At 66.9% G+C, this 21365-nt stretch carries 17 protein-coding genes; 12 read left to right on the top strand and 5 right to left on the bottom strand.

Going from position 1 to position 21365, the window contains the following annotated elements; translation table 11 throughout:
- Positions 1 to 123 precede the first annotated feature (123 nt).
- From EX88_RS0114155 to EX88_RS0114120, 8 genes are all read left to right on the top strand, one after another.
- Positions 124 to 1353 carry a parallel beta-helix domain-containing protein gene (locus tag EX88_RS0114155; protein WP_031372642.1) on the top strand — a complete coding sequence of 410 codons (1230 nt, stop codon included), beginning with the start codon at positions 124 to 126 and terminating at the stop codon, positions 1351 to 1353.
- A gap of 18 nt (positions 1354 to 1371) precedes the next feature.
- Positions 1372 to 2499: an SO2930 family diheme c-type cytochrome gene (locus tag EX88_RS0114150; RefSeq protein ID WP_031372641.1), complete on the top strand. Its 1128-nt coding sequence runs from the start codon at positions 1372 to 1374 to the stop codon at positions 2497 to 2499.
- 83 nt (positions 2500 to 2582) lie between these two features.
- Entirely contained in the window at positions 2583 to 5006 is a 2424-nt protein-coding gene (locus tag EX88_RS0114145; protein WP_031372640.1) for a TonB-dependent receptor, read from the top strand.
- A 180-nt stretch (positions 5007 to 5186) separates the two neighbouring features.
- Positions 5187 to 7304 carry an ATP-dependent DNA helicase RecG gene (recG, locus tag EX88_RS0114140; RefSeq protein WP_031372639.1) on the top strand — a complete coding sequence of 706 codons (2118 nt, stop codon included), beginning with the start codon at positions 5187 to 5189 and terminating at the stop codon, positions 7302 to 7304.
- A 139-nt stretch (positions 7305 to 7443) separates the two neighbouring features.
- The gene (locus EX88_RS24600; RefSeq protein ID WP_081930988.1) at positions 7444 to 8040 is read left to right on the top strand and encodes a DUF4166 domain-containing protein; all 597 of its coding nucleotides are present in this window, start codon (positions 7444 to 7446) and stop codon (positions 8038 to 8040) included.
- Entirely contained in the window at positions 8037 to 8987 is a 951-nt protein-coding gene (locus EX88_RS0114130; RefSeq protein WP_031372637.1) for a nucleoside hydrolase, read from the top strand. The genes EX88_RS24600 and EX88_RS0114130 overlap by 4 nt, the downstream gene beginning before the upstream one ends.
- A 324-nt stretch (positions 8988 to 9311) precedes the next feature.
- On the top strand, positions 9312 to 9554 hold the full coding sequence (locus EX88_RS0114125; protein WP_031372636.1) for a type B 50S ribosomal protein L31: 243 nt from the start codon (positions 9312 to 9314) through the stop codon (positions 9552 to 9554).
- A 458-nt stretch (positions 9555 to 10012) separates the two neighbouring features.
- Entirely contained in the window at positions 10013 to 11320 is a 1308-nt protein-coding gene (locus EX88_RS0114120; protein WP_031372635.1) for a citrate synthase, read from the top strand.
- A gap of 105 nt (positions 11321 to 11425) precedes the next feature.
- On the opposite strand, the gene EX88_RS0114115 is transcribed toward EX88_RS0114120, so the two are convergent.
- From EX88_RS0114115 to EX88_RS0114095, 5 genes are all read right to left on the bottom strand, one after another.
- On the bottom strand, positions 11426 to 11800 hold the full coding sequence (locus tag EX88_RS0114115; RefSeq protein ID WP_031372634.1) for a hypothetical protein: 375 nt from the start codon (positions 11798 to 11800) through the stop codon (positions 11426 to 11428).
- Positions 11801 to 11951: 151 nt separating this feature from the next.
- A complete protein-coding gene (locus EX88_RS0114110) occupies positions 11952 to 12962 on the bottom strand; it encodes a hypothetical protein (RefSeq protein ID WP_152566270.1) in 1011 nt (336 codons plus the stop codon).
- A gap of 78 nt (positions 12963 to 13040) precedes the next feature.
- Positions 13041 to 13997 carry a hypothetical protein gene (locus EX88_RS0114105; protein ID WP_152566269.1) on the bottom strand — a complete coding sequence of 319 codons (957 nt, stop codon included), beginning with the start codon at positions 13995 to 13997 and terminating at the stop codon, positions 13041 to 13043.
- 313 nt (positions 13998 to 14310) lie between these two features.
- Positions 14311 to 14964, bottom strand: coding sequence for a hypothetical protein (locus tag EX88_RS0114100; RefSeq protein WP_031372631.1), 654 nt, complete (start codon positions 14962 to 14964; stop codon positions 14311 to 14313).
- 281 nt (positions 14965 to 15245) lie between these two features.
- On the bottom strand, positions 15246 to 17834 hold the full coding sequence (locus EX88_RS0114095) for a penicillin-binding protein 1A (protein WP_031372630.1): 2589 nt from the start codon (positions 17832 to 17834) through the stop codon (positions 15246 to 15248).
- 404 nt (positions 17835 to 18238) lie between these two features.
- Here EX88_RS0114095 and EX88_RS0114090 point away from each other — a divergent pair, with 404 nt between their 5' ends.
- Genes EX88_RS0114090 through EX88_RS0114075 form a run of 4 tightly spaced genes read left to right on the top strand, consistent with a single transcriptional unit; the run spans position 18239 to position 21351 of the window.
- Positions 18239 to 19297, top strand: coding sequence for a pilus assembly protein PilM (locus tag EX88_RS0114090; RefSeq protein ID WP_031372629.1), 1059 nt, complete (start codon positions 18239 to 18241; stop codon positions 19295 to 19297).
- A complete protein-coding gene (locus tag EX88_RS0114085) occupies positions 19297 to 20091 on the top strand; it encodes a PilN domain-containing protein (protein ID WP_031372628.1) in 795 nt (264 codons plus the stop codon). The genes EX88_RS0114090 and EX88_RS0114085 overlap by 1 nt, the downstream gene beginning before the upstream one ends.
- A complete protein-coding gene (locus EX88_RS0114080) occupies positions 20088 to 20798 on the top strand; it encodes a type 4a pilus biogenesis protein PilO (RefSeq protein ID WP_031372627.1) in 711 nt (236 codons plus the stop codon). Before EX88_RS0114085 ends, EX88_RS0114080 begins: the two co-directional genes overlap by 4 nt.
- Before the next feature lie 58 nt (positions 20799 to 20856).
- Positions 20857 to 21351, top strand: a complete 495-nt coding sequence (locus EX88_RS0114075) for a pilus assembly protein PilP (RefSeq protein WP_051885112.1) — start codon at positions 20857 to 20859, stop codon at positions 21349 to 21351.
- Positions 21352 to 21365 lie beyond the last annotated feature (14 nt).

The raw sequence follows: 21365 nt of genomic DNA, 5'->3' as shown, positions 1-21365 counted from the left end.
TTAGTGTGCCGCATTCGCCCTCACGCGCGCTCACATCGGCGGCGGAGACTCGTCGCATAGCCACGAGGGACGCCCAACGCGAGCATTCGCGCCGCGCCCCGGTCGCCAATCACGGGGAGATCCATGAGCAAACAGATTCCGGCGTTCGCCCTTGCCGCCGCCGCGGCCCTGACCGCCGGCTGCGGTCCCGAGCAGCCCCGGCACACCGCGACCGCGCAGGTCGCCGCCGGCGACGCCGCCTTCGCCGAGAGCTTTCGCACCCGTCTGCTCGACGCCAAGCCGGGCGAGGTGATCGAGGTGCCTGCCGGGCGCTACACCTTCGACCGCAGCCTGACCCTGCGCGTGGACGGCGTGACCATCCGCGGCGCCGGGCCGGACAAGTCGGTGCTGAGTTTCAAGGGCCAGAAGGCCGGCGCCGAAGGCCTGCTGGTCAACGCCAGCCAGTTCACCATCGAGAATCTGGCGATCGAGGACAGCAAGGGCGACGGCCTCAAGATCAACGAGGCGCAGGACATCACCATCCGCAACGTGCGGGTCGAGTGGACCGGCGGGCCGAGCACCAAGAACGGCGCCTACGGTCTGTACCCGGTCAAGACCCGCAACGTGCTGATCGAGAACTCGGTGGCCATCGGCGCTTCCGATGCCGGCATCTACGTCGGCCAGTCGCGCGACGTGATCGTGCGCAACAGCCGCGCCGAGTTCAACGTCGCCGGCATCGAGATCGAAAACACGATCAACGCCGACGTTTACGACAACGTCGCCACCAACAACACCGGCGGCATCCTGGTGTTCAACATGCCGGCGCTGTCGCAGCAGGGCGGGGCGATCCGCGTGTTCAAGAACAAGGTGTTCAAGAACAACACCGCCAACTTCGGCGCCAAGGGCACGCCGGTGGCCAGCGTGCCGGCCGGCAGCGGCATGGTGGTGAATTCCAACGACGACGTCGAGATTTTCGACAACGACATCAGCGACAACGCCACCACCAACATCATCGTCTCCAGCGTGTATTCGACCGGTTACAAGGACGACAAGGCGGCGAAAGACTTCGATCCCTATCCGGAGCGGATCTCGATCTACGGCAATCGCCTGTCCGGCGGCGGCGACTCGCCCGACGGTTTCGACCTCAAGGCCCTGAAGACGGCGATCTACGGCCTCAGCGGCCGCTTCCCCGACGTGCTGTGGGACGGGTATGCGAACAAGGCGCTCAAGGACGGGCCGCAGATCTGCATCCGCGACGTCTCCGGCGTGATCAACGCCGATGGTCCCGGCGGCTACAAGAGCCCGAGCCAAGACCTCAAGTCCTACGCCTGCACCCTGCCGAAGCTGCCGGCGATCGACCTCAAGCGCGGTTGATTGATGCGCAGGACGATGATGCGCTCGGTCGTTGCCGTATGGCTGTCGATGCTGCTGGCCGGATGCGCGCGTGAGTCGGCGCCGGCGCCGGTGCATTTCTTCGCCGACGGCCAGCCGCCGACCCTGGCCGAATGGAACCTGCTGCGCGTCGCCGACGGCCGCTTGAAGCTCAATGCCGGGGTCGTGCCCTACGACTTGAACACGCCGCTGTTCTCCGACTACGCGCACAAGCTGCGCACGGTATGGATGCCGAAGGGCCAGGCCGCGCAGTACCGGGCCGACGAGGCCTTCGATTTCCCGGTCGGAACCATCTTCAGCAAGACCTTCTACTACCCGCGCAGCCAGGCCGGCGGCGATGCGGTGCTGCGCAGCGCCGACGATGGCCCGGACTTGCGCGGCGGCGGCCTGGCCTTGAACCAGGTTCGATTGATCGAGACCCGTCTGTTGATACGGCGCGAGGACGGCTGGGTTGCCTTGCCTTATGTTTGGAACGCCGAACAGACCGAGGCCAGGTTGATGCGCAGCGGCGCCTTGATTTCGCTGAGTCTGGTCGCGGCCGACGGCCAACGCGAAGCGGCCGAATACCAAGTGCCGGACCAGAACCAATGCGCCGGCTGCCACGGCGTCGACATGAAGAGCAAGGCGCTGCAGCCGATCGGGCCGAAGGCACGCCATCTCAATCGCGACTTCGCCTACCACGATGGGCTGAGCAATCAGATCGCGCGCTGGACTCGCACCGGCTATCTGCACGGAGCGCCCACCGCGGCTGCCGCGCCGCGCGATGCGAACTGGCGCGACGCCAAGGCGGGACTGGACGCGCGTGCGCGTGCCTACCTAGACATCAATTGCGGCCATTGCCACAGCCCGAAAGGGCCGGGCAACACCTCGGGACTGTGGCTCGATGCGGCGACCCAAGAGCCCATGCGGCTGGGTCGCTGCAAGCTGCCGATCGCCGCCGGCAAGGGCACCGGCGATTTCCGCCACGACATCGTGCCGGGCAAACCCGATCAATCGATCCTGCTCTATCGCATGCGCAGCGACGATCCTTCGGTGATGATGCCGGAGCTGGGTCGCAGTGTCGTGCACACCGAAGGGGTAAGACTGATCCGCGACTGGATCGCCGCGCAACAGGGGCAGTGCGGCTGATACCTGCGGGTCGGGGAAGGCAGGGAGGGGAACGCGCCGCCGTGCGCGTTCGTGTCTACGACGAACGAGAGGGGAGCTTTCCGATGCCGTTGCGCAAACACCGTTTGGTCACCGCGACCACCGCCGCACTCGCCGCGCTTTGCGGCGGCGCCTTCGCCCTGGCCGCGCCGGTCGCCTACGCCCAGGAGGCGGCGCCGAAGGAGCTGGAGAAGATCACCGTCACCGCGCAGAGCCGCGAGCAGGAACTGCAGGACGTGCCGATCGCGCTGCAGGTGGTGACGGACGAACTCATCGACGACATCGCCGCGCAGGACATGGGCGACCTGGACAGCTTCGTGCCGGGCCTGGTGGTCGACAGCCAGCAGCCGACCCAGCCGGGCTTCCAGTTGCGCGGCATCAGCACCGACGACTTCGGCATCGGCACCGATCCGGCCGTCGGCGTGTACGTCGACGGTGTGTATGCCGGGCGTGGCGGCGGCGTGCTGTTGCCGTTCACCGATGTCGAGCGCATCGAAGTGCTGAAGGGGCCGCAGGGCACCCTGTTCGGCCGCAACACCGCCGCCGGCGCGGTCTCGATCATCACCCGCAAGCCCGACTTCAGCGCCACCGAGGTCAAGGCGCGTTTGCGCTTGGGCAGCGACGGCAAGCAATACGTCGACGGCATGCTCAACCTGCCGACCGGCGAGCATTCGGCGTTCCGCTTCAATGCCCTGGTCAATCACGCCGATGGTTGGATTCAGGACGCGGTGACCGGCGAAGACCTCGGCCCGGAAAACAACTGGGCGACGCGCGCGGCCTTCAAGATCCGCTTCGGCGAGCGCACCAGTGCCTTGCTGAGCTGGGACCACGAAAGCCTGGACCAGAACGGCCAGGTCACCACCGGCATCGTCGCCTTGCCGCCCGCGCCGGGCTTGCCGACTCTGCCGGTCGACGAATCGGCTTACCTCGACCCGCGCAAGATCCCGACGGCGGTCGACATCGAGGGCAACGAAGAGTCGCGGCGTTTCGACGGCGTCACCCTGATCGTCGACCACGGTTTCGACTGGGGCGGCTTCACCTCGACCACCTCGTGGCGCGACTACGACTCGGTCAACCGGGTCGAAGAAGACGGCACCAACCGCAAGTATCTGTACGTCGATTCGACCAACACCGAGAGCAACCGCAGCTTCTATCAGGAGTTCAAGTTCAGCGGCAGCACCGACACGCTCGACTGGATCGCCGGCGCCAGCTATTTCGACGAGAAGGCCCGGCAGACCAGCGAGGTCAATGCGCTGACCGATTCGGTCGACACCATCGTGCGCAACCTCGGTCTGGCGCCGACTCCGGACGGGCGTCTGTTCGGTTTCTTCGACGACCTGCTGCAGGCCAACGGTATTCCCCTGACCCTGCTCGGCCACCGCTGGAACGAGACTTTCCACAACACCCTCGATACCAAGGCCTATGCGGTGTTCGGCGACGTGATCTGGCACGCTACCGACAAGCTCAACCTGACCGTCGGCCTGCGCTACACCCGCGACGAGAAGAAGTTCTCGTGGTTGAACACGCCGCGTACCGCACCGACCCTCGACGCGACCTTGAACCAATTGCAGGCCTTCGGCTTCTTCGACATGGTCGGCCTGCCGCGCGAGGCCTTCGTGTTCGACGTCGCCTTCATCGACCCGCCGGCGATGCTCAACAAGGGCGTGCTCAACCGCACTTCGAACAGTTGGAGCGATTTCAGCCCGCGTTTCGTCGTCGACTACCACTTCAGCGACGACACCATGGTGTTCGCTTCGCTGGCCAAGGGCTACAAGGCCGGCGGCTTCAACTCGCTGCAGATCGGCAGCGGTTTCGAGAACGAGGACGTGTGGAACTTCGAGACCGGCATCAAGCAGGTCTTCCCCGAGCAGCGCGTGCAGCTCAATGCCTCGGCCTATTACTACGTCTACGACAACCGCCAGGCGGTGCGGCTGGACAGCAGCACCGACATTCCGCGTTTCGTCGTCGATACCTCGGACCTGGAAGCTTACGGCCTCGATCTGGATCTGCGCTGGCAGGCCACCGACAACTTCGGCCTCGACTTCAACGCCGGTTTCATCGATTCGACCTACAAGAACTACGTGACCTCCGACGGTATCGACGCCAGCGGCGATCCCACCGGTCTGCCGTACTGGTCGATGGCCGGCGGCGCGCATTACGTCTGGAACCTCGGCGAGCACGGCGACCTGCGCTTCTCCCTGCGTCACGCCTATCGCGGCAAGGTCCGTTGCAGCGAAGAGTCGCAGGCGCAGAACCGCTGCGGCGTCAGCCCCGCCTTGAACCTCGGCGAGGCGCAGAACCGCACCGACCTGCGCGTGGGCTGGACCTCGCCGCAGGGGCGCTGGGGTCTGGCCGCCTACGGCAATAATCTGTTCGACAATCAGTACATCAACGCGCTCGGCACCTACGGCAAGAACGTGCTCGGCACGGTCGGCGCGCGGGTCAGCGAACCGCGCAGCTACGGCGTGGAGTTCAGCGCGAGGTTCTGAGGCCGGGCCGGTCGTTTCGTTGTTCCGTCGCTCCCGCTTCGGCGGGATCACGGCAGAATCCAGCCTCGACGGCGGCAGCGGTTTCGTTCGCCGTCGCGATGCGTCGGGGTTCACGCTTAAGACCCGGCACAGGGACGCGCCGGGGTTTAGCTTTGCCGCCGTTCCCGGCATCCTTATGCGATGCCGAGCCGTCAGGACGGGCCCTCCGTCGATCTCCACACACAGCCGTTGCCGCGGATGCCCGGGGTGGGGCCGCGCGTGGCCGAGAAGCTCGCCGCACGCGGCCTGACTACGCTGCAGGATTTCTGGCTGCAACTGCCGCGGCAATACGAAGACCGCACCCAGATCACCCCGATCCGGCTGCTCCAGCCCGGCGTCGCCGCCCAGGTCGAAGGCCGGGTCGAGGCGGTCGACCGCGGCTTCCGTTACCGGCCGATGCTGCGCGTTGCGGTCGGCGACGATTCGCGCTCGGTGCTGGTGCTGCGCTTCTTCCATTTTCGCGCCGCCCAGGTCGCGCAGTTCCGCATCGGTGCGCGCGTGCGCCTGTACGGCACGCCGAAGCCGGGCCAGCATGGGCTCGAGATCGTTCATCCCAGCTATCGCGTGCTCGACGACGAGGGCGAGGTCGCGCTGGGCGAACAGCTCGACCCGGTCTATCCGGCGATCGAAGGCATCGGCCCGGCGACCTTGCGCCGGCTGATCGGCTATGCCCTCGACCGCCTGCCCGACGATGCTTCGCTGGAGCTGCTGCCGCGCGAGCTGCGCGAGCGCCTGCAACTGCCGACCTTGCGCGAAGCGCTGCTGACCGTGCACCGGCCGGCGGTCGACGCCGACGTGGCCGCCTTGATCGCCGGCCGCCACCCGGCGCAGCGCCGGCTCGCACTCGAAGAATTGCTCGCCCACCACCTCAGCCTGCGCCGCCAGCGCATCAGCCAGCAGGCGCACAAGTCGCGCCCGCTCAAGCAGATGCCGCTGGCCGAGAAACTGCGCAAGGCGTTGCCGTTCAAACTCACCGGCGCGCAGCGGCGGGTGTTCGACGAGATCCGCGCCGACCTGGCCAAACCCTCGCCGATGCTGCGCCTGGTCCAGGGCGACGTCGGCAGCGGCAAGACCGTGGTCGCCGCGCTCGCGGCGATGCTGGCCGTGCAGCACGGCCGCCAGGCCGCGCTGATGGCGCCGACCGAATTGTTGGCCGAGCAGCACCTCAATAATCTGCGCCGCTGGCTCGAACCCTTGGGCGTGCGCGTGGCCTGGCTGGCCGGCAAGGTCACCGGCCGCGCACGCAAGGCGGTGCTCGAACAGGTGGCCAACGGCGAAGCGCAGGTGGTGGTCGGCACCCATGCGCTGATGCAGGAAGGCGTGGCGTTCCGCGACCTGGCCCTGGCGATCGTCGACGAGCAGCACCGCTTCGGCGTCCACCAGCGCCTGGCCTTGAGGGACAAAGGCGCCGGCGGCGCGGTCGGCGACGATGCGATCGTGCCGCACCAGTTGGTGATGACCGCGACCCCGATCCCGCGCACCCTGGCGATGACCGCCTACGCCGATCTCGACGTTTCGGCGATCGACGAACTGCCGCCCGGGCGCACGCCGGTGCAGACCGTCGCACTCGGCGAAGAGCGCCGGCCGGAACTGGTGCAGCGCATCCGCACCGCCTGCGCCGAAGGCCGGCAGGCGTACTGGGTCTGCACCCTGATCGACGATTCCGACGAGGTGATCGCCCAGGCCGCGCAGACCACGTTCGAGGAACTGTCGCAGCAGCTCGCGCCCTTGCGCGTGGGCCTCGTGCACGGGCGCATGAAGGCCAAGGAAAAGCAGGAAACGATGCGCGCGTTCAAGGAGGGCGAACTCGACCTGCTGGTGGCGACCACGGTGATCGAAGTCGGCGTCGACGTGCCCAACGCTTCGTTGATGATCATCGAAAACGCCGAGCGCCTCGGCCTGGCCCAGTTGCATCAGCTGCGCGGACGCGTCGGTCGCGGCAGCGCCGCGTCGAGCTGCGTGCTGCTGTATCGCTCGCCGCTGTCGGGTCTGGCGCGGCAGCGCCTGGACACCATGCGCAAGACCCACGACGGTTTCGTGATCGCCGAGAAGGATCTGGAACTGCGCGGCCCCGGCGAACTGCTCGGCACCCGCCAGACCGGCCTGGCCGGCTTCCGCGTCGCCGATCTGGCCCGCGATGCCGACCTGCTGCCGCTGGTGCAGGAATTGGGCGAGCGCCTGCTGAAGACCTCGCCGGAGCTGGCCGAACGCATCGTCTCGCGCTGGGTCGGCGGTGCGGCGAGATACGCTTCGGCCTGATCGCCTCGGCCTGATCGTCGAGGGCTGTCGCGGCGGCGCCTGAGCGCCATCGCCAAGACCGCAAGCCGGGCACAATCGAACACTCCCCGCGACGGCAAACAATGGCATAGTGTCCCGCCAGCTGGAGCGCCCCACCCGGATGCCGGGAGCCCTTCAAAACGCGGCCACGCAATGGTTCGGCCCGGCTTTCGACCGGCTGCACCCCTTGCTGCAGGCGCTGCATCGCAGCGGCGGGACCCTGGGCGGGCAGGTCGCTCTTTCCACCGGAACCGGTCCGGCCGGGTACATCGGCCGCCGTCTCGCCCGACGCCTCGGCATTCCGATCGATCGCGCACGCCGCGGCTTCCGGGTCGACATCGTCCATGACGCGCAGGCCATGCAGTGGCGACGCCGTTTCGACGACGGCAGCGAACTGATCTCGGTGTTCCGTCCGGTCGGCCGTTATCCCGATGGCCATTGGCTGGAAAGCACCGGCCCGGCGCGGATGAAACTCGGTGTCGAACTCGAGGACGGCGGCTGGCGCTGGCGTTTGCGCGGCGTCGAAGTGCGCGGCGTGCCGCTGCCGCTGTTCCTGTTTCCCCGCACCGATGCCTACAAGCGCATCGAAGACGGCGAGCATTACCGCTTCGCCGTCGCTTTCTCCCTGTTTCCCTTCGGCGAGCTGTTGCGCTACGAAGGCGCGCTGCACGCTGTCCCGGCCGACGCGGCCGTTACCGACGAACGAGTGGCTTCATGACTGATCGCATTCCCCTGCTTATCGATACCGACCCCGGCGTGGACGACGCGCTGGCGCTGCTGATGGCGTTCAACGATCCGCGCCACGAACTGGTCGGGCTGACCATCGCCGCCGGCAACGTCGGCCTCAAGCACACCGTCGCCAACGCGCTCAAGTTGTGCGAAGTGGCCGGCGTCGACGTGCCGGTGTTCGCCGGCGCCGATGCGCCCTTGCTGCATCCCTCGCCGGACGCGGGCTATGTGCACGGCCAGGACGGTTTCGGCGACGTCGGCTACGAAGCCGCCCAGCGCCAGGTCGAAGCCGAACACGCCGCGCTCGCGATCATCCGCCTGTCGCACGAACACGCCGGCAAGCTGTTGCTGGTGGCGTTGGGGCCGCTGACCAACGTCGCGCTGGCGCTCAAGCTCGATCCGACCCTGCCGCAGCGCATCGCGCGCCTGGTGGTGATGGGCGGCGCGGTGACCTGCCAGGGCAACATTACCCCGGCGGCGGAGTTCAACATCTACTTCGATCCGGAAGCCGCGCACATCGTGTTCGAAGCCTTCGAACACATCGACCTGGCCGACTGGGAGGCGGTGATTGCCCACGGCCTGCATCACGAACGCGTGCTCACCTGGTTCCAGACCGATTCGGCGCGCGGCAAGTTCTACGAGCGCATTTCCGAGAAGACGCGGATGTGGTCGATCGACCGTCGCGGCGATCATTGGCATGCCGCCGACGCCCTGGCGATGGCGTTCGCGCTCGAACCCGACGGCGCCCAGGACGTGCAATCGCGGCCGGTCTCGATCGAACTTGAAGGCACCCACAGCCGCGGCGCGACCGTGGTCGACTGGCGTCGCCAGGAAGGCCGCCCCGACAAAGTCGCGATTCTCATGAAATATGATCACCAGCGCTTCGAAACCCTGATTCAGAAGGCACTGGCCGCACACCCTCGCAGAGGAGAGTAGGCGTACGGCGAAAGCAGCAGGAGCGCGGAAGGTCATCTCCCGGGCGTCGTAACCAGCGGAGGAGGAACGCGAAAGCTCATCTCCACCGCCCCAGCCCGGCGCAAGCCGGGAAGCAGGGGCCACCAGCGGGCGACGCCCCAAGCCTCGCCCGCGATCGCCGGCCAGGTGCCGCCGAATCAGGCAGGAAGCAGGGTAGGTCCAGCCCCCCCCCGCCTCATTCAGCCTCGCCGCCGCCGATTGGTTTTTCCGGCCAAATGGACTTGCACGCCCCCCAATCCGGCCGCTATACTGCCCGACTTTCCCGCATACCTAAGGTTGAGTGCCATGAAGGCAGGCATCCATCCCGAATACCGTAACGTCGTGTTCCAGGACGTCACCACCGACTTCCAGATCCTGACCCGTTCGACCCTGTCGAGCAAGGAAACGATCAAGCTCGACGGCACCGAGTATCCGCTGATCAAGGTCGACATCTCGTCGGCGTCGCACCCGTTCTATACGGGCAAGCACAAGATCATGGACACCAGCGGTCGCGTCGACAAGTTCCGCAAGCGTTACGCGCAGAAGTAATCGCGTCGCAATCGCTGTGCGCACAACGGCTGCCCGAAAGGGCGGCCGTTTGCGTTTGCGTCGTCATAGGTTCCGGTGAACGACGGTGCAACCGCGACGGTTCGCGCTGCCGCGTCCTGGCGGTGTTTAGCAGCTGCCGGGCCGCGGTGCTCGTCCCGCCCCGGGACACCTTCGTCGCGCGCTGGTTCGAGCCGGCGACCGCCTCGCGACAGGCTTTCCGCCAAGCCGCGACAAGCCCGCCCGCGTGCGCCGGCGCGAGGCCTTCCGGGGCCTGCCTCAGGGCCGAAAACCGGCCTCGGCGATGAAACGCTGCGTGGCCGCCATGCGCCCCTCCCGACCAAAGTCCGAGCTTGGGCTCAAGAAGCGTTGTGCGATAATTCAGCATCGCAGTTCAAATGCGACCCCCGTCCCCCTCCTGCCGCGGCCTTCCCTGCGGCAGGCAGATTGAGGAGTGTTTCGTGTCCGATGATTCCAAAAAAGCTGGCCTCGATCAGGTCACCCTGACCGCCGGCGACAAGAGCGTGATCTTGCCGGTGCAGCACCCGGTGTTGGGCGCTTCCTGCGTCGACATCGCCAAGCTGCCGAAAGAAACCGGGATGTTCACCTACGACCCCGGCTTCACCGCGACCGCCAGCTGCAAGTCGGCGATCACCTACATCGACGGCGATGAGGGCGTGCTGCTGTACCGCGGCTACCCGATCGAACAGCTCGCCGAGAAGTCGAACTTCCTCGAAGTCGCCTATCTGCTGATGAACGGCGAACTGCCGACCGCCGGCGAGTTCAGCAAGTTCGAGCACGAAGTCACGCATCACACGATGATGCACGAAGCGTTTCGTACCTTCCTGTACGGCTTCCGCCACGACGCCCATCCGATGGCGATGCTGGTCGGCATGCTCGGCTCGATGGCGAGCTTCTACCACAACGAACTCGACCTGGAAGATCCGGAACAGCGCCGCCTGGCCGCGATCCGCCTGATCGCCAAGGTGCCGACGATCGCCGCCGCCTGCCATCGTTATTCGATCGGCTGGCCGATCCGCTATCCGAAGAACAGCCTCGACTACACCACGCGCTTCCTGCACATGCTGTTCGAAGTGCCGAGCGAGCCGCTGGAGCTCAACCCGGTCGCCGCCAAGGCGATGGACCTGCTGTTCATCCTGCACGCCGATCACGAGCAGAACGCGTCGACCTCGACCGTGCGCCTGGTCGGTTCGACCGGCGCCAACCCCTACGTCAGCGTCGCTTCCGGCGTCGCCGCGTTGTGGGGACCGGCGCACGGCGGCGCCAACGAGGCCGTGCTCAAGATGCTCAACGAGATCGGCCGCCCCGAGAACGTCAAGGGTGCGATCGACAAGGCCAAGGACAAGGAGTCGGGCTTCCGCCTGATGGGCTTCGGCCACCGCGTCTACAAGAACTACGATCCGCGCGCCGCGCTGGTCCGCAAGATGACCCACGACGTGCTCGGCGAGCTCGGCGTCAACGATCCGCTGCTCGAAGTGGCGATGAAGCTCGAAGAAGCCGCGCTCAAGGACGAGTACTTCGTCCAGCGCAAGCTCTACCCGAACGTCGATTTCTACTCGGGCATCATCTACAAGGCGCTCGGCATTCCGGTCGAGATGTTCACGGTCATGTTCGCGATCGCGCGCACCGCCGGCTGGGTCTCGCACTGGCTGGAACAGCAGAACGACCCCGAGAACAAGATCGGCCGTCCGCGCCAGATCTACACCGGTCACGCGACGCGCGACTACGTCGGCGCCGACCAGCGCTGATCCGCGTCCGCATCCCGGATGCGAAAACGCCCCGCTTCGGCGGGGCGTTTTCGTTTGCGCTTCGGCAACGGCATCGCCGAGGCGGCGCCGTTGTGGCGCGGCGCCTTACTCGATGACGCAATCGGTCAGATTCAGGTACTCGGTGCCGGACGTGAAGCCGACCGTGCAGGTGGCAGTGAAGGCCGTGCCGGGCGGCAACGCGGCCAGCTTTCCGTCCTCGCCGGTCAGGCGCGCGTATTCGACCTCGCCGTCGGCGTCGGTCGCGGAGGTGAGCGAGGTGTCGGCCATCGAGGTGCTCTGTTCCAGCACCACCGCGGTGAAGCGTACGGCCTGATCGTACTCGGGCATCGACAGCGCGCTGTGGCCGGCCTCTTCGTAGCTTTGGTAGAGCTTGGACAGGCTGATCGCCGGTTTGTCGGCGGCGAGGGCGGCCGACGAAAGCGTCGCCAGGCACAGCAGTAGAGTTCCATGAAATCGCATGATGCTTCCTTGGGTGGCTGCGTAAAGAATCGTCATTGTGCCGTTGGTCCGTGGCGGCGTCTCGTTCGTCATCGGGCAAGTTTCACGGAAACCTCGGCTCGGCCGGACGAGGGGCTGCCGTGGAGTCCGGAGGGCGTTGCGCGGCGTACGCTTATTTGAGGTCGGGAAAGCGTTCCAGCGCGCAGTGCGTCAGCCGCTCGGACAGTTGCGGATCGCGTTCCTCGAAATAGTCGGCCATATCGCGTTGCGCGCCTGGGTCGCCGGCTTGCGCGGCGCGCCAACGCAGCGCCCTGGCCAGATCCCGCTCGGTGGACGAGGCTTGGCCGTCTTCGTAGCTGGCGATGGTGCCGTGCAGCTCGGCGAGCTTGTTGTAGCCGGCCGGCGCGCCGCGTTGCAGCAGCCAGGCGACCAATGGCTGGGCCGATTCCCAGTCTTCGCCATGCATCGCCACGTTGAACAGGGTCGCGACCGCGCGCCAGTTGCCCAACTCGGCGGCTTCGATCAGCAAGGGCTCGCCCTCGGCGGCGTACGCACCGATGCTACGGGCCTGGGCGTATTTTTCCCGCGCAGCGGCGGTGATTTTCGGAAGCCCCGCATTGCCGGCATCGCAGGCGAAGTTGTCGGCGACCAGGCGCGCGGCGGGCGTGCGCATCCACGCCTGCTGGTCGCGCATCGCCTTGGTGAGGATCGAGACGACGCGCTTCGGGCTCATCGCCGGGCGTATCCAGGCCGTGCGCGCGGCCAACCGGCGCTTGCGTTCGCGTTCCTTGCGTTCCTCTTCGGCGCTCTGTTCTTTCTGCGCCCGGGTGTCCTCGCGCCGCCCGATTTCGGCGCAGGCCTCGAACCGCGCCGGCGGCAGCAGCCAACAGGCGGCGGCGACCTTGACCGGGAACCGGCCCCAGAGCATTTCCAGAGCGTAGTGCTCCTGGCCGGCCTGCTCGGTCACTGTCACTCGCGCGGAGTCGTCGGCCAGGCCTTGGACGAGGACGGTTCCGTCGGCCAGCTCCCAGCGATAAGGCTCGGCTTGCAGGCGCGCTTCGAGTTGCAGTTGACGCGCGCCGGCAGCGGGAGGCTGTTGCGCGAATGCGGCCGATACCACGCCCAGCGAACACAGCGCGACCGCCATGGCAGACAAGCACGGACGGCCGAGGCGATGGGTCATGGTAGGGCGCTTCCTGCTAAGGATCGATGCGGATTTATACGCGTTACGGCAGCGGCGGGGTGGGGCCGGCGGTCGTCGCTATGGAGTCTTTGCGGCCGCTTGCAGGTCGCGGATGAAATGCGCATATGCGCTGCGGTCGTCGGCGGCGCCGGGCGCGATGCGTTCGCGTTGCGCTTGCGCCTGGCGCATGGCCTGGTCGGCACTGAGGCTGCCGTCGAGCACGCCGTCGCGCAGTTGCCGCATGCGCTGCAGGCTCAGGCCGGAGGCGCGGACGTATTTGTCGTTCTGGGCCAGAAAGAAGCCGATCAGCGCTTGCGGCAGGCGCGCATCGTCGACGATGTCGCGACGGCCGTATTCGTAGATTGTCGCCTGCTTCCACGGGTCGAAGCCGCGGGTGCCGAAGCTGTCGTACTGGCTCAGGAAAATCTGCGTGGTCGGAACCACGATGCGGGTTTCGCCTGGCGTCGTGGGAATGCGCCAGACCGCGACGGTGTGGTTCGCCGTCGGCCAGAACAGGCCGACATTGCGCACGCCACCGCGGCGGGCGAGGAAGGCGTACAGCGCGGACAGCTCGTCGCATTCGGCGGTGGCGGTGATGCCGGTCGGGGTCGCGCTGCGCCGGGCGCGCCATTGGGCCCAGATCGCGTCCGAATTGGGTTCGCGATCGGTGATCGCCCAATGCAGGTTCCAGTAACCGCCGTCGCGAGTGGCTTCGAACAGCAGGCGCAGATAGGCGTAGTCGGCGTAGGGCAGTTGTGCGGCACTCAAGCTCTGGGCGGCGCGCAGGGCGTCGTAGTCGGCGCGCACGGCGGGGCTGGATTGCGATGCCGCGGCCTGCGTACGCAAGCGGGCGACCAAACCGGCGACGGTGTTCGGTTCGGTCGGTGTGCTTGTGTTCGATGCGGTGCGTTGCGCCGGCGGCGTCGCTGCTGCGACGAACGACACGGCCGACAGGATCAATCCGCCGAAGAGCAGGCGAATGCCGGACGCGATGACTTGCATCGCTGCGGGGCCGCGTCGGGGGTGGTCTCGCATGGGTTCGGTCCTTCGAACGGTTTTGTCGGGCTGATACGGTTTCGTATTCGTTGGATCGTATTCGTTTGATGCGCACACGGCCGCATGGCGCTTGGCTCATCTCGTGCCGCTATCCCGCGAAGGCGTGGCCCCTGGGGCTCGGTCGCGACGTGGCTCTGAAGTCTCCGGATCCCCGCCTTCGCGGGGATGACGGCTAGGTAGCGTCGCGAGGGCGTTCAGGCGCGCGGCGATGACCGGGCCGCCGGGTCGGGCGTTCTGTGGGCCGAGGCGAGCCGGAGGGTTCTGCCCGCAACGGCAGCCGCGCTACGGCGCGTTATCCTCGCTCGAACTCGGAAATTTCCTCGTCGGCCAGCAACTGCCGCAATTGCGCCGCCGAGGCGCGTTTCATCGGTTTCTCGTCGACGTTCGACAACGGCGCCTGGCGCAGCACGTCGAGCGGCAGCACGGTCAAGTCGAAGGTCAGGTCCTCGGCACCGAACATCCACACCGGGAAGTCTTCGCTGCGTTCGCGGTCCAGGCGCAGGCGGCGTTCGCGGGCTTCGGCCGGGATCAGATGGTGATCCAGGAACATCGACACGGCTTCGGGATCGTCGCTGTACAGGTGCAGGGCGACCGGGCTGCGTGCGTCGGCGGTGCCGTCCAGCACCGGTCCGACCAGGCGCGGCTCGAATTCGGCGAAGAACTCGAGCGCGCGCAGCGCAGCCTCGCGGCGTTGGCGCAGGCCGTTGAGGTTGTCGCGTTGGAACAGGCGCTGGTACTCGCGCAAGGCGTCCTCGATCTCGCGGTTACGCGGCAGCGAAGCGTCGTCGAAGATGCCCAGGCGTTCGGCGGCCTTGAGCTTGGCCTGGTGGTAGTCGCGGATGCCGCTCTCGGCGATCAGGCGGGCCGCTTCGTGGGCGAGGCGATGGCGACGTTCGCGAATGCGGGTCTGCGCATGCTGATGTGCGTGCTGTCGGGCCTGGTGCATCTCGACCTCCGGGCTGGCACGTCACGGCGAGGGCGCTCGCCGCGGCCGGGTAGGGCTGGCATGACCAAACCTAGCACGTTCGTCGGTCAGGGCAATGTCCATGCGGCCCGCCGTCGCCGCGGCAGGGTGCGAGGCGCCTGATTCAGCAAGATACGACCTGGCAAACGCGACCGGGCAAGACGCCAGGCCAGGCGCGGACGATCCGAGCCGCGCGATGGCGCAAAGAAAAGGCCGCACGCGCTGCGTGCGGCCTTGGCCGGGGCCTTGCCTGGGACAGGCGATCAGAAGATGTCGTAGGACTCTTCCGACGGCGCCGATTCTTCGTTGCCGTAATCGGTATAGGTTTGCATGCGCTCGAGGTCTTCGGCCTTGACCCACTCGATCACGCCGCCGGCGCCGTCGGGAATCAGTGCGCCGTTGCCGGCGACGGAGACCTTGACCATGCCCTGCGGCGGTTCGTTGACGGCGAGCGGCTGATCCTTCAGCGCCACCCGCATGTAGTCGATCCAGATCGGCAGGGCGGCCTTACCGCCGTATTCGCGGTAACCCAGCGACTTGTAGTTGTCGCGGCCGACCCAGACCGTGGTGACGTAAGGGCCGCCGAAGCCGGAGAACCAGGCGTCGCGGTGGTCGTTGGTCGAACCGGTCTTGCCGCCGACGTCTTCGCGGCCGAGCACCTTGGCCGCGGTGCCGGTGCCGCGCTTGACCACGTCGCGCAGCATCGAAACGATCTGGTAGGCGATGCGGTCGTCGATCGCGCGCGGCGCCAGGTTCATGCTCGCCTTCTCGGCCGCAGTCAGCTCCTTCTTCGGCGCGGCCGGCTTGTCCTCGGCCTTCTTGGCCTTCGGATCGGGCTTCTTCGGGTCGGGCTTGGCCGTGTCGCCGGTGCCGCCGGCGGGACCCAGGTCGAAACCGTCGACGACCGTGCTGACCGGTACCGCGACCGAGGTGCCGCCGCGGCCGCCGCATTCGGGGCAGGCGGTGGCCGGCTTTTCCTTGAACACCACGGCGCCGGCGCGATCCTTGACCTCGTCGATGAACCACGGGGTGATGCGGAAACCGCCGTTGGCGAACACCGAATAGCCTCGTGCGACCGACAGCGGCGTCAGCGAGGCGGTGCCGAGCGACATCGACAGGTTGGGCGGCAACTGCTCCGGGTCGAAGCCGAAGTGGCTGATGTACTTGCGGGCGAAGTCGACACCCATGGCGTCGAGCAGGCGCACCGAGACCAGGTTGCGCGACTGCACCATCGCTTCGCGCACGCGCATCGGGCCGGCGAAATTGCCGCCGTCGTTCTGCGGGCGCCACAGGTGGCCGCGGCGGTCCTTGAACACCACCGGGGCGTCGAGGACGATCGAGGCCGGGTTGTAGCCGCGCTCGAATGCCGCCGCATACACGAACGGCTTGAAGCTCGAGCCGGGCTGGCGGCGCGCCTGGGTGGCGCGGTTGAACTTGGCGCCAGCGAAGCTGTAGCCACCGGAGAGCGCGCGCAAGGCGCCGTTGCTCGGCTCCAGCGACACCAGCGCGGCCTGCGCCTGCGGCAGTTGGTCGAGGCGGTAGCTCACCACCGGCGGCTTGGCCGGCGCGGCCGGTACGACCGGTGCGGCCGCCGCGGTGCCGGTTTGAGCGGCCGGAGCGACTACCGGTTCGGTCACGGTCTCGGTGCGCTGGATGCGCACCACGTCGCCACGCTTGACCAGGCTGCCGGGGCTGCGGCCGCCGAAGCCCTGCTTCTCGGTGAGGGTCAGCTCGGTGCCGTCGCCGAGCACGACGTTGGCCTGGCCGCCGCTGCTGCCGAGCACGACCGCCGGCAATAGATTGGCCTGGGCCGGGATGCCGCGCAGGCGCTGGCGCGCGGTCGCGGCGTCCTCGCCCGCGGCGAGATCGAAGTGCTGCTCGACCCCGTGCCAGCCATGGCGGCGGTCGTAGACCGACAGCCCGTCGCGCACGGCCTTGTCGGCGGCGACCTGCAAAGTCGGGTCGATGGTGGTGGTGACGTGATAGCCCTTGGTCAGCGCCTCGGCGCCGTAGCGGGCGATCATTTCCTGGCGCACCATCTCGGCCACGTAGGGCGCGTAGACCTCGACCGGGCGCTCGTGCGGGCTGGCGTGCATCGGCACGGCCTTGGCCTGCGCGGCTTCGTCGGCGCTGATGAAGCGCTGCTCGGCCATGCGGTCGAGGATGTAGTCGCGGCGCAGCTTGGCGCGGTCGGGATTGCTGAGCGGGTTGCCGCTGGACGGGAACTTCGGGATGCCGGCCAGCGAGGCCATCTCGTCGAGCGAGAGCTCGCTCATCTTCTTGCCGTAGTAGAACTCGGCGGCGGCGCCGACGCCGTAGGCGCGGTTGCCGAAGAAGCTCTTGTTCAAGTACAGCTCGAAGATCTCGTCCTTGCTGAGCTCGCGCTCCATGCGCATGGCCAGCAGCATCTCGCCGAGCTTGCGCTTGTAGCTGTATTCCGAGCTCAGGAAGAACTGGCGCGCGACCTGCTGGGTGATGGTCGAGCCGCCCGGGACGCGCTTGTCGTCGGTGGTCGCCAGCAGCCAGATCGCCCGGCCGATGCCCTTGTAGTCGATGCCGTGGTGCTTGTAGAAGCGGGCGTCCTCGATCGCGATGAACGCCTGCTTGAGCCGCTCGGGCACGTCCTCGATGGCGATCGGGTAGCGCCGGGTCTCGCCGAACAGCGCCATCAGGCGGCCGTCGCGGGCATAGACGTACATAGGCTCCTGCAGCTCGACCGTGCGCAGGGTCTCGACGTCGGGAAGCTTGGGGACGATCAGGTAGTACAGGGTGCCGAGCGCGATGGCGCCCAGCAGGACTGCGCCGATGAACGCATAGAGCGCCCAACGCAGCCAACGGCGAATACGGGACATCGAATCGGATTCCGGAGTCGGTGGTCGTGACGGGCAAGTATAGAGGAGCGCGGATGGCGGCCCCGGTTCCGGCGCCAGCCGACCGGCGGTGGGCGACGGAACCCGCCCGGGCGAGTAGGGTGGTGGCGCGACCACGCGCCGCAGGGCGGCCGCGATGGGGGCGATTGGGGGCAATCGGCACGGAACGGGATGACGGGTAGTCGGGCTGGGGAGGGCCCGTGGTGTTGCGCCGTCTTGCACGCAGTCGACAGACTGACGGTGGGGGTCACGTGACGTTGCGGGTCAAAAAAGCACGACTGGGTTGGCAATCGTGAAAGAAGTGGTTGCCAGCCTGTGAAAAGTCCGTTATCTAAGCCGGGGCCACACGAAGTGCGCGTAAGCGCTTGTGGCATGGGGAGATAACTGTGGGACTCATCACGAAAAGCCAGCCGGCATTGGTCGGCGTGGACATCAGTTCGACGGCGGTGAAGCTGTTGCAACTCTCACGAGTCGGCAATCGCTACCGCGTTGAGCACTATGCTGTGGAACCGCTGCCGCCGAATGCGGTGGTGGAGAAGAACATCGTCGAGGTCGAGGCGGTGGGCGAGGCGATCAAACGTGCGGTCGCGAGGTCGGGGACCCGCGTCAGGCATGCCGCTGCGGCCGTCGCCGGTTCCTCGGTGATCACCCGCGTGATCGGCATGCCGAACGACCTGGAAGGGGACGAGTTGGAGTCGCAGATCGAGCTGGAGGCGGCCAACTACGTGCCGTACCCGATCGACGAGGTGAACCACGACTTCGAGGTGCTCGGCCCGATGCCTGGCAGCCCGGACATGGTCCAGGTATTGCTCGCGGCGTCACGTTCGGAGAATGTCGAGGTTCGCGCTTCGGCGCTGGAGCTCGGCGGACTGACGCCCCGCGTCATGGACGTGGAGGCGTTCGCGATCGAGAACGCCTTCGCGCTGCTGGCCGACACCTTGAGCAGCCCGCGCGACGGCCTGGTCGCCCTGGTCGACTCCGGCGCGACCATGACCACCCTCAACGTACTGCGTAACGGCCGCAGCCTGTACCACCGCGAGCAGGTCTTCGGCGGCAAGCAGCTGACCGACGAGGTCATGCGCCGCTACGGTCTGAGCTACGAGGAAGCCGGTCTGGCCAAGCGCCAGGGCGGGCTGCCCGAGAGCTACCAGGCCGAGGTGCTGGAGCCGTTCAAGGAAGCGATGGTCCAGCAGGTCAGCCGTCTGTTGCAGTTCTTCTACGCCGGCAGCGAATTCAACCGTGTCGACCAGATCGTACTGGCCGGCGGCGGCGCTTCGATCCCGCGCATCGCCGAGATGGTCGAGGAGCAACTCGGCGTCCCGACCACGGTGGCCAACCCGCTCGCGCACATGACCCTCGGACCGCGCGTCCAGGCGCATGCGCTCGCACAGGACGCCCCCGCGCTGATGATCGCCTGCGGCCTGGCCCTGAGGAGCTTCGACTGATGGCACGCATCAACCTGCTCCCGTGGCGCGCCGAACGGCGCAAGGCTCGACAGAAGGAATTCGGCGCCATCCTCGGCCTGTCGGCCCTGGTCGCCGTCGCGCTTTCGGTGCTGATCGTTTTCTACTACAGCAGCGAAATCAGCGGTCAACGCAAGCGTAATGCCTTCCTCGATGCGCAGATCGTCGAGGTCGACAAGAAGATCACCGAGATCGAAGAGCTCGACAAGAAGAAGGCCAAGCTGCTCGCCCGCAAGGAAGTGATCGAAAAGCTGCAGTCCAACCGTTCGCAGATGGTCCATCTGTTCGATTCGCTGGTGCGCACCATCCCCGATGGCGCCGTGCTCACCGCGATCAAGCAGGATGCGGAAATTCTGACGCTCGAAGGCCGGGCCCAGTCCAATGCGCGCGTCAGTACCTATATGCGCACGCTGGAAACCTCCGGCTGGATGACCAAGCCCGACCTGACCATCATCGAAGCCAAGGGCAACGAGAAGGGGCTGCCGTACGAGTTCAAGCTCCAGGTCACGCTCGCTAATCCGAACGCGCCCAAGGACGAGGACGGCGACGGCATTCCGGATGCGCCGGTCGCTACGGCCGAGGCTACCGATGCGACCGCCGGAACGGCGCCAGCGGGTGCCGCGCCTGCCGCTGCAGCTACGCCGCCTGCCGCCGCGCCTGCCGGTGCCGCGCAACCGGCCGCCGCGCCGGCCAAGCCGGCTGCTGAAGCCGCTACGCCTGCTGCCGCGCCGGCCAAGCCCGCGTCGGCGCCCACCAAGACAGGAGCCGCGTCGTGAGCAGAAAGGCTTCTATGAAGAACCTCGACATCAACAACATCGGCGGTTGGCCGCGAAAGGCCCAGATCATTTTCTGCGCCCTCGTCGGCGTAGTGATCATCGGCCTGGCCTGGTGGCTGTTCGTCAGTGACAAGCGCGAAGAACTTGAGGGTCTGGAGCGTAAAGAGAGCGATCTTCGCACCACCTTCGAGACCAAGCAGGGCCGGGCCGCCAATCTGGAGCCGCTCAAGCAGCAGCTCGTGCAGATGGAGCAGCAGCTCCAGCAGATGCTGCGCCAGCTGCCGAGCAAGACCGAAATGCCCGACCTGATCGTCGACATCTCGCAGACCGCGCTCGCTACCGGCATCTCCAACGAGTTGTTCCAGCCCGGCGCCGAAGTTCCGAAGGAGTTCTACGCCGAAAAGCCGATCGCCTTGCGCATGGTGGGCACCTACCATCAGTTCGGCGCCTTCGTCAGTGGTGTGGCCTCGCTGCCGCGCGTGGTCATCATGACCATGCACGACATCTCGCTGAAGCCCAAGGGTAAAAACAGTAAGGACGCGGTCGGCGGCATCACGCCGAACAGCCCGCTGGAACTGGCCGGTACGGTCAAGACCTATCGCTATCTGGATGAAGAAGAGATGGCTGCGCAGAATCCGCCGGCCGACGGCGCGGCCGCAGCAAGCGGCAAGGACGGCAAGGCCAATGACAAGAAGGAGGAGGGCTGAGATGCGTACGCACTTCGTTCTCAATCGTTCTTTCGTCGGTGCCCTGTGCGCCGTCGCTATGGCGCTGCTCGTCAGCGGCTGCTTCCGCAGCATCTCGAGTACGCCGGGCGACGCGCCCAACCTCGAGAAGTGGGTGGCCGAGGTCAAGGCCAAGCCCGCGCCGCCGCTGGATCCGTTGCCGGTCATGCAGCAGTTCGAGACCTTCGAATACGCCGCGCAGGACCTGCGCGATCCGTTCAGCACCGCCTTCACCGACGAGGACGACGGCTCCGGCCTGCGTCCGGACAAGGTGCGGCGCAAGCAGTTGCTCGAACAGTTTCCGCTCGACGCTCTGGACATGGTCGGCACGCTCGGCCGCGGTAGCGGTACGGTGGCGCTGGTGATGGCGCCCGACAAAGTGACTTATCGTGTTCGACCCGGTGCGTACATGGGGCAGAACGACGGTCGTGTGACCGCCGTGACTGAGGAGCGCATCGACTTGGTGGAACTGGTGCCGGACGGCGCAGGCGGTTGGCTGGAACGTCCAGCTTCCGTGGCGCTCGAAGATCAATGATTAGGGGATAGCAT

Origin of the sequence: Lysobacter antibioticus (genome assembly GCF_000731095.1) — a bacterium.
GTDB classification, from domain to species: domain Bacteria; phylum Pseudomonadota; class Gammaproteobacteria; order Xanthomonadales; family Xanthomonadaceae; genus Lysobacter; species Lysobacter antibioticus_B.
The sequence above is the reverse complement of the archived record's forward strand: the minus strand, read 5'-3'. Positions and strand labels throughout refer to the sequence as shown.